The 13781-nt window shown below is 56.9% G+C and carries 13 protein-coding genes; 2 read left to right on the top strand and 11 right to left on the bottom strand.

Annotated features, from left to right (window positions below; translation table 11 throughout):
• Nucleotide 1 precedes the first annotated feature (1 nt).
• Genes gatB through gatC form a run of 3 tightly spaced genes read right to left on the bottom strand, consistent with a single transcriptional unit; the run spans nt 2 to nt 3214 of the window.
• The gene (gatB, locus tag KF767_15580; protein MBX3019308.1) at nt 2–1435 is read right to left on the bottom strand and encodes an Asp-tRNA(Asn)/Glu-tRNA(Gln) amidotransferase subunit GatB; all 1434 of its coding nucleotides are present in this window, start codon (nt 1433–1435) and stop codon (nt 2–4) included.
• On the bottom strand, nt 1425–2900 hold the full coding sequence (gene gatA / locus KF767_15575; protein MBX3019307.1) for an Asp-tRNA(Asn)/Glu-tRNA(Gln) amidotransferase subunit GatA: 1476 nt from the start codon (nt 2898–2900) through the stop codon (nt 1425–1427). Before gatA ends, gatB begins: the two co-directional genes overlap by 11 nt.
• Nucleotides 2901–2920: 20 nt before the next feature.
• Nucleotides 2921–3214: an Asp-tRNA(Asn)/Glu-tRNA(Gln) amidotransferase subunit GatC gene (gene gatC / locus KF767_15570; protein ID MBX3019306.1), complete on the bottom strand. Its 294-nt coding sequence runs from the start codon at nt 3212–3214 to the stop codon at nt 2921–2923.
• A gap of 80 nt (nt 3215–3294) precedes the next feature.
• On the opposite strand from gatC, the gene ligA reads away from it, so the two are divergent.
• Nucleotides 3295–5322: an NAD-dependent DNA ligase LigA gene (gene ligA, locus KF767_15565; protein ID MBX3019305.1), complete on the top strand. Its 2028-nt coding sequence runs from the start codon at nt 3295–3297 to the stop codon at nt 5320–5322.
• Between the two features lie 43 nt (nt 5323–5365).
• Here the strand turns inward: ligA and KF767_15560 are convergent, their stop codons facing one another.
• On the bottom strand, nt 5366–5560 hold the full coding sequence (locus KF767_15560; protein MBX3019304.1) for a hypothetical protein: 195 nt from the start codon (nt 5558–5560) through the stop codon (nt 5366–5368).
• Nucleotides 5561–5643: 83 nt separating this feature from the next.
• Complete coding sequence (locus tag KF767_15555) at nt 5644–7092, bottom strand: metallophosphoesterase (protein ID MBX3019303.1); 1449 nt, start codon at nt 7090–7092, stop codon at nt 5644–5646.
• Nucleotides 7093–7134: 42 nt separating this feature from the next.
• Here KF767_15555 and murD point away from each other — a divergent pair, with 42 nt between their 5' ends.
• Nucleotides 7135–8406, top strand: a complete 1272-nt coding sequence (gene murD / locus KF767_15550; protein MBX3019302.1) for a UDP-N-acetylmuramoyl-L-alanine--D-glutamate ligase — start codon at nt 7135–7137, stop codon at nt 8404–8406.
• Here the strand turns inward: murD and KF767_15545 are convergent.
• The 6 genes from KF767_15545 to dapA are packed head-to-tail and all read right to left on the bottom strand — an operon-like array spanning nt 8381 to nt 13781.
• On the bottom strand, nt 8381–10591 hold the full coding sequence (locus KF767_15545) for a carboxypeptidase regulatory-like domain-containing protein (protein ID MBX3019301.1): 2211 nt from the start codon (nt 10589–10591) through the stop codon (nt 8381–8383). The genes murD and KF767_15545 overlap by 26 nt on opposite strands.
• Nucleotides 10592–10647: 56 nt before the next feature.
• Nucleotides 10648–11073, bottom strand: coding sequence for a hypothetical protein (locus KF767_15540; protein ID MBX3019300.1), 426 nt, complete (start codon nt 11071–11073; stop codon nt 10648–10650).
• The gene (fsa, locus tag KF767_15535; GenBank protein MBX3019299.1) at nt 11070–11717 is read right to left on the bottom strand and encodes a fructose-6-phosphate aldolase; all 648 of its coding nucleotides are present in this window, start codon (nt 11715–11717) and stop codon (nt 11070–11072) included. Before fsa ends, KF767_15540 begins: the two co-directional genes overlap by 4 nt.
• Nucleotides 11714–12220, bottom strand: a complete 507-nt coding sequence (locus tag KF767_15530) for a hypothetical protein (protein ID MBX3019298.1) — start codon at nt 12218–12220, stop codon at nt 11714–11716. Before KF767_15530 ends, fsa begins: the two co-directional genes overlap by 4 nt.
• The gene (locus KF767_15525; GenBank protein MBX3019297.1) at nt 12217–12930 is read right to left on the bottom strand and encodes a 4-hydroxy-tetrahydrodipicolinate reductase; all 714 of its coding nucleotides are present in this window, start codon (nt 12928–12930) and stop codon (nt 12217–12219) included. The genes KF767_15530 and KF767_15525 overlap by 4 nt, the downstream gene beginning before the upstream one ends.
• A complete protein-coding gene (gene dapA, locus KF767_15520; GenBank protein ID MBX3019296.1) occupies nt 12927–13781 on the bottom strand; it encodes a 4-hydroxy-tetrahydrodipicolinate synthase in 855 nt (284 codons plus the stop codon). The genes KF767_15525 and dapA overlap by 4 nt, the downstream gene beginning before the upstream one ends.

The raw sequence follows: 13781 nt of genomic DNA, 5'->3' as shown, positions 1-13781 counted from the left end.
ACTAACCTTTCAGCTTCTCGGTCAGGATTTGATTCACGACATCCGGATTGGCTTGCCCTTTGGACGCCTTCATCACGGCGCCGACAAAGTAACCGAAAAGTTTCACCTTGCCGCCGCGATAATCCGCGACCTGCGCGGGATTCGCCGCGATGACCTCGTCGATGATTTTCGTGAGCGCGCCGGTGTCACTGACCTGCACCAGGCCTTTCTCTTTGACGACCGTTTCCGGATCTTTTCCGCTGGCCCACATCTCGGCAAAGACGGTTTTGCCGATCTTGCCCGAAATCGTTCCCTTTTCGACAAGCGCGATCATTTGGCCCAGCGCCTCCGCTTTGATCGGCGAATCCGAAATCGTTTTGTTCGCTTGATTCAACTCACGCAGCAGCTCCGTCATGATCCAATTCGACGCGGCTTTCGCATTTCCGCAAACCCGGGCGACGATCTCGAAGTAGTCTGCAACCTCTCGCTCGGTTGTCAGCACTTCCGCGTCCTGTGGCGGTAGGCCGAGCGCCGTCGTAAAGCGCTCGATGCGCGCGAACGGAAGCTCGGGCAGCTCGCCACGGCACTTTTCAATCATCGCCGAAGACACCACGACCGGCAGCAAATCGGGATCGGGGAAATAGCGATAGTCCTGGGCGTCCTCTTTGGTGCGCATCGAGAAAGTGCGGTTCTTATCCGGATCCCAAAGGCGGGTCTCTTGGATGATTTTTTCACCGCGCTCGACCGCATCGATCTGGCGTTCGATTTCGTATTCGATCGCCTTCTCGACGAAACGGAACGAGTTGATATTTTTGATTTCAACCTTCGTTCCCAATTTCTCTTGGCCGACGGGACGGACGCTGACGTTGCAGTCGCAACGAAGTGAACCTTCCTCAAGATTGCCGTCACAAACATTGAGATAGCGCAGAATCTGGCGCACGGTGCGCGCGTACTCCGCCGCTTCGGCCGGGCTACGCATATCCGGACCCGAAACGATTTCGAGCAAAGGAACGCCCGAGCGATTGTAGTTCACGAGCGTCATATCCCCCAAGTGGGTGGACTTCCCCGCGTCTTCTTCCATGTGCGCGCGCTCGATTTTGACCGTCTTGACGGTGCCATCGACTTTGAACGTCACTTGTCCGCGCTCGCAGATCGGCTGATCATACTGCGAGATCTGGTAGCCCTTCGGAAGATCGGGATAGAAATAGTTTTTCCGCGCGAACACCGACCGTTTACGGATTTCGCAGTTCAACGCCAGACCCGCTTTGATCGAGCACTCGATCGCGGCCGCGTTCGTCACCGGCAACGTCCCGGGCATCCCCACGCTGACGGGGCTGGTGTTTTCGTTGTCTCCGGCCTCGAAGGTGGTCGGGTCGGTCGAGAAAATTTTCGACTTCGTCTTCAGCTGCGCATGAATTTCCAGCCCGATGACCGGTTCGAATCCCCTAATAGACATGAGGCACCTTCTTCTTGTCGGGCGCCGCACTTTCCAAGGCCGCGCCGACGTTCAACATCTTCTGCTCTTCGAAATGCGCCGCCGTCAGCTGAATGCCGATCGGCAAGCCTTCGCCCGAAAACCCGAAGGGCACGCTCATGCCGGGAAGCCCGGCCAGGTTCGTGGAAACGGTGAAGATGTCGTTCAAATACATCGTCAGCGGATTGGAAATCCGGTCGCCCAATTTGAAAGCGGGCGAAGTCGAAACCGGCGACAAGATGACGTCGCAATTTTTGAACGCCGCCAAGTATTGGTCGCGTAGCAAACGGCGCACTTGGCAGGCTTTGTTGTAGTAGGCGTCGTAGTATCCCGCCGAAAGGCAAAAGGTCCCAAGGACGATCCGGCGTTTCACTTCCTTGCCGAAACCTTGACCGCGCGTTTTCGAATAGAACTCTTCCAAGTCGATGGCGCTGAGGTTCGGAAAGTCCGCGCGGTAACCGTACTTCACGCCGTCATAACGGGCCAGGTTCGAAGACGCCTCGGAAGTCGCGACCAGATAGTACACCGGCACGGCCATTTCCGTCAGCGGAATCGAGACTTCGACGATCTCGGCGCCTTCGGATTTCAGAAAGGCAACGGCTTGATCCACCGACTTTTGCACATCGGGATGCAGGCCGCCGGCTTGCACCGCTTCTTTCTGCAAACCGATTTTCAGACCCTTCAACGAACGGTTGATATTTTTCGAGAACGCCGGCACCTCGTGGTCCGCGGTCGTCATGTCGCGCGCGTCTTTACCGCACAGCACTTCCAAACTGAGTGCCGCATCCGCAACCGAGTTCACCATGGGTCCGGCCTGATCCAGCGAAGACGCATAGGCGATGATCCCGTACCGGCTGATGCGGCCATAGGTGGGCTTCACGCCCACAATGCCGCAAAAACTCGCGGGCTGACGAATGGATCCACCCGTATCGGTGCCCAAACTTGCCGCGCACAAACGCGCCGCCTGCGCCGCGGCCGAACCGCCCGAAGAACCGCCAGGAACGTAATCGGTGTTCCAAGGGTTTTTCACGCTGCCGAAAAACGAGGTCTCGTTCGACGAGCCCATGGCAAATTCGTCTTGATTGAGTTTACCCAGAACCAAGCCGCCCGCCGCTTTGATTTTTGCGACGACCGTGGCGTCATAGGGGGGCACGAAATTTTCAAGAATCTTCGAGCCCGCCGTCGTACGCAGCCCCTTCGTGCAAAACATGTCTTTGATTCCATAGGGGACGCCCGCCAACGGTCCGACGTCTTCACCCTTCGCGATACGCTGATCCACCGCCTCTGCTTGTTGCAGCAGATCGGGATTCAAACCGATGAAGGAGTTCAGCTTCGTGTCCAGGCGCTGGGCCCGATCCAAGAAGAATTGCGAGACTTCTTTCGCGGAGATTTTTTTGGTTTTCACCGCGCCCGCGATTTCGCCGAGGCCCGCCGTTAACAGATCCATTTCATCCTCATTTCAAAATATCAAACGACCGGGGGAACCGCGAACAGATTGCCTTGCTTCGCGGGAGCATTGGCGGTGATGTCCTCTGCCTTCAGCTCGACTTTCACTTCGTCGGCACGAACCTGGGCCTCGAAATCCGAAGGCGTCACCAAGGGCTCGACGCCGTCGGTTTGAACTTGGGCGACCTTTTCGAAGTTCGCCAAAACATTTTGCAGCTGTTTCGTGAGCTGTTCGATTTCGGTCGGTTCAATTTCCAAGCGGGCGAGTTTCGCGGCCTTTTCGACGGCCGCGCGATCGATGGAGGACTCAGCCATGGGCTTCCTTTCGGCGCGGTGAATAACCTTCGTAATTCATCACATTTGACCCCTGAACGCAACTTTGTCAGAACCCAAGGATGGCCTCCAAATCCGCGAAATCATCCGTAGAATCCCGGCACCGCGAACTGAAAGATCTGCTGACCAAATACGACCATGCCTACTTCGTTTTGGACCAGCCGCTGGTCGGGGATTTCGAATACGACAAGCTCTTCAAAGAGCTGCGCGAAATGGAAGAGGCCCATCCGGAGCTGGATCGTCGCGGATCCCCCACCCAAAGGGTCGGCGCCCCGCCACTCGAGCAATTCGTCAAGGCTCCCCACCGGTTACCGATGTTGTCGTTAACCAACAGCTACTCACCCGAGGACCTCGTCGACTTCGACACGCGCGTGCGCAAAGTTCTCAATACCGAGGGACCCGTCGAGTATTTGTGCGAATTGAAATTCGACGGTCTCGCTTTGGAACTGATTTACGAAAAGGGTGAACTCACCCGTGCCCTCACGCGAGGCGACGGTTCCGTCGGCGAAGATGTCACGCAGAATGTGAAAACTATTCGCGCCATCCCCCTGACGTTGAACGATGCCAACCCACCCTCGCTCGCCGAAATCCGCGGCGAGGTGCTGATGTTCAAGAAGGATTTCGTGAAATTGAACGAGACCCAAGACGATTTAGGTCTTTCGGTTTTCGCCAATCCCCGCAACGCCGCCGCGGGAACTTTGCGCCAACTCGATTCGAGTATCGTCGCCAGTCGACCGCTCCGCTTCTTCGCTTACTCGGCGGGCGTCATCGAGGATCGTGAATTCAAAACCCAGAACGAGCTTGAAACGCAGTTCGGTGAGTGGGGGCTTCCCGTCGCCGGCGAAGTGGGCGGCATGCATTTACGCCGGCCCGTGAACGGTGCGGAAGAGATCGTCGCCTTCTATCACGACATCGAAAAGCTTCGGTACGACTTGCCCTTCGAGATCGACGGGATCGTCGTGAAGGTGAACTCCCTGCGCTTGCAAAACGATCTGGGTATCGTCGCCCGCAGCCCCCGCTGGGCGACCGCCGCGAAATACAAACCGCAGCAGGCCGAAACCCTGATCGAAAACATCGTCATTCAAGTGGGGCGCACGGGCGCGCTGACTCCCGTCGCGATCATGGCGCCGGTCAAAGTCGGCGGCGTGACGATCACGAACGCGACCCTACACAACAGCGAAGAGCTCGAACGCAAAGACGTCCGCGTCGGCGACAGCGTCATCGTTCACCGCGCCGGGGATGTCATTCCCGAAATCGTTTCCGTGATTCTTGAAAAACGTCCCGCGAAGTCGCACGCCTTCCAGATGCCGGATCGTTGCCCCGCCTGCGCGGAGCCCGTCACGAAACAAGAGGACGAAGTCGTCCTTCGCTGCGTGAACCCCCTCTGCCCCGCCGTGATGAAGGAATCGCTGAAACACTTCGTCGCCCGCCGCGCGATGAATGTGGACAAAGTCGGGGACAAGTTGATTGAAGCCTTCTTCGACGCGGAACTCGTCCGCAAATATTCGGACCTTTATCATCTGAAAAAATCCGACATCCTTTCGCTCGAACGCCAGGGCGAAAAGTCCGCCGACAACATCCTTGCCTCGATCGACAAGTCGCGAAAGACGACCTTGGGACGCCTTATCTTCGCCATGGGGATTCGGATGGTGGGTGAGCAGACCGCGAAAATGCTCGCCGACCATTTCGGTACGCCCGAAAAGTTCCTAGAGGCGAGCGAAGAAGAGCTTTTGAAAGTTCCCGATATCGGACCCAAAGTCGCCGAAAACATTCAGCAGTCGCTTTCAAACAAACAGTTCCAAGCCGAGTTCAAACGCCTTCTGAAGGCGGGCTTGGAATTCGAAGCCCCACGGCGAAAAGCGGAAGGCCCCTTCTCGGGCCTCAGCTTCCTCGTCACCGGCACGCTTCCCGTGAAACGGGATCAGGCGCACGAATTCATCGAGGCCAACGGCGGAAAGCTTCTGAGCTCGGTCAGTTCGAAATTGTCTTATTTGGTGGTGGGCGACGATCCGGGCTCAAAGGTCGATAAAGCGCAGAGCCTCGGGGTGAAGATGATCAGCTGGGACGAGCTGCAAGCTCTCGTCGGCTGAATCCGGCCGCACGCCCGAAGACGACGGCCGGTTGAAAACCAAATTACAGGTGATCGATCACGATATCGCGAGCCATAACGGTCTTACGGCCGTCCGCTTTCGCCGAGTCCATGCCTTTTGCGCACAGTTGCTCGATCGCTTTGCTGAGCACGTCGATCGTTTCAGCCGAAGTGTTCATTCCGCCTTTTTCTTTGATGTACTTTTTGACTTTGCTTGTCACAACCAAAACTTCTGCCATGGAAGACTCCTTCTCCAATGGGTTGAATTTGACACCGCAAAAGCGGGCCAAGCAAACCCAAAGTCGCGATGCGCGGCGCGTGGTTAGCCGCCCGACCGCGGCAAAGCTTTGATCTCTTGGATGGCGCCATCCGCAAATTGGTACAGGTGGGCGCGTCGATATTCCTCTTCGGGCTCGATCCACACGAAGGTTTTCTGGCCGATGGGGCGCGTACACTCCACGTCCAAAAATGCCGGTGACCAGCAGCCCGAGTTCAGATGCTCCACGGAACCGATCATTTCGTGGCGCATGATATGGGTGTGCCCGTACACGATCCGGTTCGTTTTCGTGATCTGACCCGCCGTGCTTAAGATGCGCTCATCGGGTTCTTTATAGCCTGAAACCAAACTTTGGATCGACTGGCTATAGAAAAGAAAAAACGGGAGCATCGCGAACAGGGGAATGAACATCCAATAAAACGAGACGTGAAAAACCGTATTGATCAGCACGAACGCTTCCAAAATAAGGAAAAAGGCGAAAAACACGATCAAAGCGCGGTCCAACCACAACTCACGGGCCATCGCGAAGATGTCCCCGGTCGCGGGCTCGGCGGCCAACTCTTTCAGCTCCCGCACCATACGTGGCGTCGCGTTCGACCGGGCGGCGATTTCCTCGATGCGGTCCTCGATGCGCAACGGATCGCGGATCGCGACCGACAGTCGATCTTTCATCGACATCAGAAGCGTCATGAACGCACCGCCCAGCCACGTCAGAATCAGCAGCGGTTGCGCGCGGGCCATGTACTTCAGGAAGAACTTCACGTACTCGGTGACCGTCATGATGTAATTCGATTCGACGTGGGGATTGAAGAATCCCAGTCCATTCAGAATATATCGGCAAGCCATGTTGCCGAACGGTAACCGCAACGTCTTGTAGTTATAGCCACGGGCGAAAGGTTGCACCGGGTCTTCGCAAACGCAGTAAGGGTCGTACTGATTCCCGTGCTCGATCAACGTGTCGCCGTTTGAAATGTAAAACCACTCACAAAAGCGGATACGGCCGCGCGCGCGCTCGTCCGGATCCAGCACGTCCAGTAGATGCGACTGCACCTCGGGAAAGTGCAGTTCCACGTCGTGATTGCCCACGATGAAAACGACACGATGTCCGCGCCTTAGGAAACTTCTCAAATGCCAGAAAAATTCCGCGTGGTGATCCGTGATGACTTGAATTTTGAATTGTGAACGCTCGGGACGCGCGAACAGGCCCCGCTTCTTTTCCAGATTCGAAATCCGGAAAGCGGGTTGGTCGGGCATCTTCATCACGCTGTCGAAATCGAAAATGTCGCCGTTCAAGATCAATTCGACTTGTTCGTCACCGGCACGCTTTTCGATTTCATTCAGGAAGTCGCCAAAGACCTGATCGAAGAAAAACTCACGGGTTTTATACTTCTTCCACAGCGGGAAGCGGGGATTCACGGGCTCCGCTTCGGTCAGGTGCAAATCGCTGATGACCGCCGTGAACTTGGCTTTTGACCACTCTTCTGTTAACCCCATCTTATCTCTATTTTGATGCCGCTTTAGCGAAAGGCAAGTCCCGTGCCCCAGAACCAGCCACCACTCCCCATCGCGATCATCGGTCTGGGTTTGAGCGGGCAGTCCGCCTTGGACCTCTTACTGGGTCGGGGAATCCCTCGGGAGCGCATCATCACCCACGATCAAAAATCGCCCTGCGACGCACGCACCCCCGAAGAGGTGATCGCGCGCAATCCCGAGACCCTGGTCGTGAGTCCCGGAGTGCCGCTGCGCACGCCGTGGATCCAGCAGCTCTTAAAGCAAGGAGTGCGGCTGTCCAGTGAACTTGAGCTCGCCGCCCAATGCCTGACGAGCGAAAAAGTCGTGGGTATCACCGGCGCCGTCGGTAAAAGCACGGTCACCTCCTTACTGGGAGCGGGTTTGGATGCCGCGGGCATTTCGAACTTCACCGGTGGAAATTTGGGATTCCCTTTCGCGCGCTACGCACTTGAGCGCGTGAAGGACCAGCGCCCTCCGGCGGAGTACGTCGTCCTGGAGCTTTCCTCTTACCAGCTTGAAAACTTCGCGTCGTTCAAGCCGGGATCGACGATTCTCACTTCGCTGACACCCAATCACCTCGAGCGCTACGACTCGCTTGAGGAATATTACGAAACGAAGCTGAGCCTCGCCGCCAAAACGCCCGGCCCCCGCTTTTTCAATAACTCGGGTCTCGATCTGACGAAGTACCGCGACCGTTTTCAAGATGCCCGCGATCACTGGACCGACCGGCACGATCTCGCGGCCGAAAACTTCCAGAAAATGAAGATGGTCGGCTTACACAACCGTGACAACCTGGCGCTCGTCTGGAGCTGGGGACAGGCGCACGCCATGCCGCCCGAATTTTATCAGGGACTGCTGAACTTCCCCGGCTTGGCGCATCGCCTGGAAAACTTGGGTGAACGCGACGGCATCCTTTTTTTGAACGACAGCAAAGCGACGACGATGGCGTCCGTTCTGCAGGCCGCGGACTCCGTCGCGGAGCTCGTCGCCCACCGGAAAAGTGCGCACCTTCTTTTAGGCGGGCGAGATAAGAACCTGCCGTGGGAGCAACTGAACGCACTGAAAGGCCGTGGGTTCCAATTTCACTTCTTCGGCGAATGCGGTGAGCTCGCACGCGCAAAATCGGCTTTGCCCGGCGAAGTTTCCCCCACCCTCGCGGCGGCACTGGATCACATTTTACCTTCATTAAAATCGGGCGCGATGCTGCTACTGAGTCCCGGCGGAACCAGCTTGGATGAATTCAAATCCTTCGAAGATCGAGGGGATTTTTTTAGAAAACGAACTTCGAAACCGTAAGGCGCTCGGCGTCCGCGTTCAGGACGCGGCTCACGACTCCGCCCAGCGCGTGCTGTAGGACCACGGTCTGCGCCCCGGCCGGCACGTTCACCAGCAGAAAACCGCCATTTTCCACCGAGGCGGGCACCTGACGCCCTTGAACATCGAAATAGATCACCTGTGTTTCCGCATTGTCCGGAAGGTGCGGCAAAGAAATCTCGTAGCCACCTTGCTCGCTGAAGCCGATGATCGCGCCTGTTTCCGGAAGCACATTGATCTTTGTGGCGGCGATCTTTTCGTCCAACCATGCGCGCGGGATTAACGGCAAATGCACGAATTCCGCGTCACCCAGATAAGGGTAAATCGCGGGGACATGATCGTCAGATGCCGGAGTCGCCTCGAGCATCGTGTACTGCGCCAAGATCGGGTGCTGGATCTGCCCGTAACCGGAAATTTGGATGTTCTGATTGAGCGACTGCAGCGCGAGCTCTGCGGACTGCGCGGTCCCCGCAAAAGCGTCGAAGACACGAATATCAAAGGGCGCGAAACGGCTGGACTCACGCAACTCCACGAAGGAAGCCGCCTGCGGTTCGTTGACCACATTTCCGTAACCGACGAACTGCGGTCCCCGCATCGCGCGCAAAGAGTAAAACCCCTGCGGCAAATGCACGAAAACGAAATAACCCGAGCCGCTCGTCGTCTTCAAATGCGGGTCCGGAATCAACACTTCATTCAGGTACACCGGACGCGCCTCGGGATAACCTTCCAAGGAAACGTCGGCGCCCGACAACGCCCGGCCGTCGGCGGTGACTTGACCCATGACGATCGCGCCGTTCTTTTGCGCGTCCGTGAATCCCAGTTGCTGCTCGATGATCTCCAGCATCGCCTTGGCGGTCTTCTTCGAGATCAAGGGCAGAGCCTCTTGCTGACCCGAAGTGATCATATGCAAGGACGGATAATAATCGGCGCTTTCCGTCATCGCGAACGACGACGAACCGCCCGCGATGCCGTCGATAAAGAGCTGTCCTTGGGGATCCGCCTCGAAAGTGGATGCGGAATCAAACGACGCTTTCGTGCGAATTGGGTTTTTACCGAATGACCACACTTTGCCTTTGCGGTTCAGCGCGAAAAGCTCCGTCGGCTGTTTGTAGAAATCCGTAAAGGTCGAAGCGACCTGACCGACAGGACGCATACGCACTTGCAGCTGCGTCAGCGACTGGGAACTCAGCTCGGGCGACAAGCGCACGCCCCCGGCGGCCACGACGTGCCCCCCGCGGTCGTACATCTCTAAACGAACCGCACCGGCCAATTCGTCCACGTCGATTGAGAAATGCGAGTCGTTCATACTGAAACGACCCGTGCGACGGTTCATACCCTCGCGCATCCAAACGACTTCAATCCGGTGGTCGGGCAAAAAGGCGGTCAGCGCGTCCAGGAAAAGATGGCCAGCCACTTTGATGTGTTTGGGCGGTTCCGTCTTTTTATCTTCTTCGGTTTTGACGGTGACTTCCGTCGGCAATTGGGGCGAACCGCTGGGCGTGATGACCGTTCCACCCGCCTGCAGACGCTTCAATTCTTCTTCGACTTTTGCGGCCAAGGTTTCCGCCAAACCGGGCGCGATCGCCTCACGCAGGTCGGCGCTTCGTAAGCCCGACGCTTGCAGCAGGCGTTGTTGTCTGGGTGAAAGATTGTCGAACCAAGCTTCATCACCCGAATAATTCATTTCATCGAGCGTCGGCGTACGGGGAGTCGTCGGCTCGAAGCGACGCTCGGGAATGTCCGGACCGTCGGCCAAGCGCGGTGCGGGCGCCGTCGTTTTCACCGGCACGTTTTGCGCGCGCACACTGCGCAAGACCTCATCCCGCGCGATCACCATGGGCCGCAACTCCACATGACGATAGTAAAGCGCCAAGCGCGCGGGACGCATCTGTCCGCGCCCGATCACTTCGTTCAACGAAACCGCGCGCTCCAACGTTGCGGGCACCCGGGGAATCGGTTCGCCCAGCCGCGGACCGCGACGAATCTGCAGAGTTTCTTCAAATGCCAAACGGGGCGGGTTGGTTTTCGAAACCGAAATTTTTAACGGCTTCGAAATGAAGCGAACCCGTGGGTGCTCCAGCCGCGTATCGGGCATAAGCCAAACCAAGGCGAAGATCGCGGCCAGCACGCGCAGGAAGGCAACCCCTCTGAAGCGGTTCCGTGACATTCTAAATCGGCGTGGAAAACGCGACCAGATCTTCGACATAGCTGATTTCAGTCTGTCTAAAAGGCCCGAAAATCGTCAATGACATTCCGTTTATCACGACTGTCGATCAGTTCGCGGTGGATTTCGCGCGCGAACTCTTCGGATAGACGTTCGTCGATGTCGAGCTCGACCCACTCGCCGCCCACTTTCCGTTCTTGGTACACCTGGACCCAGATTCGGTATGGACGTTGGTCGTTCACGATCACGATGCGCGCGTAAACGCGCTTTTTCATAAGTTTCGGGGGAGTGGGATCGTTCGGATCCGCTTTCAGCGGGGGCGTAAGCACCACCCGCTCATTATCGCTGACGGATTGGATTCCGTAGAGGTTCTGAACCGAGGTGCGGATGTCCTGCATGTTCCGATTCACGTCATCGAGGTAATAACCCGAGGTGACGCAACCCGAGAGCAAGAGTGAAATCAGCACCCATCCGATTCTTTTCATTTCTTCTGCGCTTTATTCCAATCGTCCATGAACATTTTGAGGCCTTTTTCCGTCAGCGGATGCAAACAAAGCTGCTGCATGACTTTCAAAGGCATCGTCGCGATATCGGCTCCCATCATAGCACTTTGTGACAGGTGAATAGGATGACGAACGCTTGCGACCAAGACTTCCGTCTGGAAATCGTAGTTTTCGTAGATCTGCACGATGTCTTGGATGAGGTTCAGGCCGTCTTGCCCGATGTCGTCCAGGCGTCCGACGAAGGGGGACACCATGGTCGCGCCCGCTTTGGCGACGAGCAAGGCCTGCACCGACGAGAACACCAACGTCACGTTCGTTTTGATGCCGTCTGCGGTCAAACGGCGCACGGCCACGAGGCCGTCTTCCGTCATCGGAATTTTCACGACAACGTTGCTGGCCAGCTTCGCCAGTTCACGTCCCTCGGCGTACATCTTTTCGGATTCGGTCGAGAGAACCTCGGCCGAAACGGGACCCGAAACCTCTTTGCAGATCTCTTTGATGACCTCATGAAAATCGCGACCCGACTTCGCGATGAGCGAAGGATTCGTGGTCACTCCATCCACCCATCCACGTTGGTTGGCGGCGCGGATTTCGTTGATGTCGGCGGTATCGATAAAGAACTTCATGGCGACTCCTGTGCTTTCAAGCGAGGTTCAAAAAGATGGCGTCCTTGGGCGAAAAACTCCAGCGGAGTCAGTCTTTTCTCCTGATGTAGCCGCTCGCCAAGGCTTTGTCCAAGGATAGGGTGACGGATGCTCGCGTCCACTTCGCAGGCGCACTGCAAGAAGACAAGGTTGCGGTGCAAATCGGGGTGGGGAATCGGCAACTGCGGCTGAAGCATCACGCGGTCACCCCATAAAAGGGGCGTCATTTCCACGCTTACACCTTGCCCCAACGAGAACAGCACCGCTTCGAGCTCGTGCACATCAAAATCAGCCGGAACACCCGCGACCGCCCACAGCTCTGACAACCAGTCATTCTGTGTTCGCTCGGGTTGCACGCGATAAACATTCGAAAGCTTCAAATCCGGAAAGCGCGCCCGGGCCTGCGCGACCCACGTCTGCAACGGCGCCAGCGCCGCCAGGAAATCCGAACGCAGTCCAATGAGCAGTAAATCCGGCGAGCTCAATTCTTCTCCGAAAGATAATCATCCATAGAGTAAAAACCGGGTTTCTGATCGACGATCCAACGCGCGACTTGAACGGCGCCGCGAGCAAAAACTTTTCTTTGCAGGGCCATGTGTTCGAAGCACAGCCATTCTTCGGGGCCGAAAGCCCATACCCGATGGAGCCCCGGAACGCCCCCCCCACGCATGCTGAGCGCTGCGGGCGAAGTCTTGCGGGTGACTTTGTCGACTTCCGTTTTCAGAAGTTTGGCCGTACCCGAAGGCGCATCCTTCTTGAAGCGGTGATGGACCTCTTCAACTTGAAAGTCATAGTCCGCCACCGCCGCCAGACTCCGCAAAGCTTGCTTCAGGGTCGCGACGCCCAGGCTCGTGTTCGGCGCCCAGAAAACGGGGGCCTTCTTCGCCAGTGCCTTCAATGCTTTCATATCGGCGTCAGTGATGCCCGTCGTTCCACTCACAAGCGGTTTCGGCGACTTCGTCAGCGCTTTCAACAACGCTCGCAAAGCCTCGGGCGACGAAAAATCGATCACGACGTCCGCGGCACTTTTCGCTAAGGCATTCACGTCATCACGGCTGGTTTTGAAGCCCGCGATTTCGATTTTAGAATTCGCGAACTCAAGCTTCCACTGTTTCGGCGTTTCCTGGGTGATCTCGACGATCTCTTGACCCATACGGCCGGCGGCGCCGACCAAACCCAACCGCAACGAACTCACAGAAGCCCCGCTTTCGCCATTGCGGCTTTCAGTTTTTCTTGTGCGGGCTCGGAAAGCGGCACCAGCGGCAAACGCATTTCCGGCGAGGCGATGATTTTCATCCAATACAAGGCCATCTTCAGCGGGATCGGATTCGCTTCCACGAACATCAGATCCACGACCTCTTGGTATTTATTGGTTTCCAGATTCTTCATCGCCTTCGGGATGACATGCGAGGTGACCGAGATCACACCTTGCCCCCCTTGGCGTTGGAAGTCGTCCGCCGTGCCGTCATCACCCGAAAGCAAGGTGAACTTTTCGCCGCAAGCTTTGCGAATCTCTTGCGCCATTTTCAAATCACCCGAAGCCTCTTTGATACCGACGATGCGTGGGTGCAGACTGAGTTTTTGAATCGTCTCGACGCTCAAAGAGGTGATCGTACGTCCGGGAACATTGTAAAGCACCGTCGGGATCGACACGCTCGACGCGACCGATTTGAAGTGCTCCAGCAGCCCCGCTTGCGGCGGCTTGTTGTAATAGGGGACCACGACGAGGATGCCGTCCGCTCCCCAGCTCTCGGCCTCTTTCGAAAGTTGGATCGTGTGCGCCGTCGAATTCGTACCCGTACCCACGATCAACGGGAAATCCCGACCCACCCGCGAACGAATGAAGTTATAGATCTTGAAACGCTCTTCGCCTTCGACCGTGGGGCTTTCACCCGTCGTGCCGTGCACGACGAAACCGTCCACGCCTTGGCTCGTTTGCCACTCCACCAAACGGCCCAGCGATTCGTAATCGACTTGTCCGTGCAGAAAGGGCGTGGCCAAAGCCGTGATGATGCCGCGGAATTGATGTCCCAGTTGCGCTCCCAT

This window comes from Pseudobdellovibrionaceae bacterium, from assembly GCA_019637875.1.
Taxonomy (GTDB): domain Bacteria; phylum Bdellovibrionota; class Bdellovibrionia; order Bdellovibrionales; family Bdellovibrionaceae; genus JAHBUW01.
The sequence above is the reverse complement of the archived record's forward strand: the minus strand, read 5'-3'. Positions and strand labels throughout refer to the sequence as shown.

Excerpts from the sequence above, each read along its gene's own strand:
- gatA (MBX3019307.1), bottom strand. The coding sequence starts at position 2,900 with ATGGATCTGTTAACGGCGGGCCTCGGCGAAATCGCGGGCGCGGTGAAA.
- ligA (MBX3019305.1), top strand. The coding sequence starts at position 3,295 with ATGGCCTCCAAATCCGCGAAATCATCCGTAGAATCCCGGCACCGCGAA.
- KF767_15560 (MBX3019304.1), bottom strand. The coding sequence starts at position 5,560 with ATGGCAGAAGTTTTGGTTGTGACAAGCAAAGTCAAAAAGTACATCAAA.
- gatC (MBX3019306.1), bottom strand. The coding sequence starts at position 3,214 with ATGGCTGAGTCCTCCATCGATCGCGCGGCCGTCGAAAAGGCCGCGAAA.
- KF767_15545 (MBX3019301.1), bottom strand. The coding sequence starts at position 10,591 with ATGTCACGGAACCGCTTCAGAGGGGTTGCCTTCCTGCGCGTGCTGGCC.
- fsa (MBX3019299.1), bottom strand. The coding sequence starts at position 11,717 with ATGAAGTTCTTTATCGATACCGCCGACATCAACGAAATCCGCGCCGCC.
- KF767_15540 (MBX3019300.1), bottom strand. The coding sequence starts at position 11,073 with ATGAAAAGAATCGGATGGGTGCTGATTTCACTCTTGCTCTCGGGTTGC.
- gatB (MBX3019308.1), bottom strand. The coding sequence starts at position 1,435 with ATGTCTATTAGGGGATTCGAACCGGTCATCGGGCTGGAAATTCATGCG.
- dapA (MBX3019296.1), bottom strand. The coding sequence starts at position 13,781 with ATGGGAGCGCAACTGGGACATCAATTCCGCGGCATCATCACGGCTTTG.
- KF767_15555 (MBX3019303.1), bottom strand. The coding sequence starts at position 7,092 with ATGGGGTTAACAGAAGAGTGGTCAAAAGCCAAGTTCACGGCGGTCATC.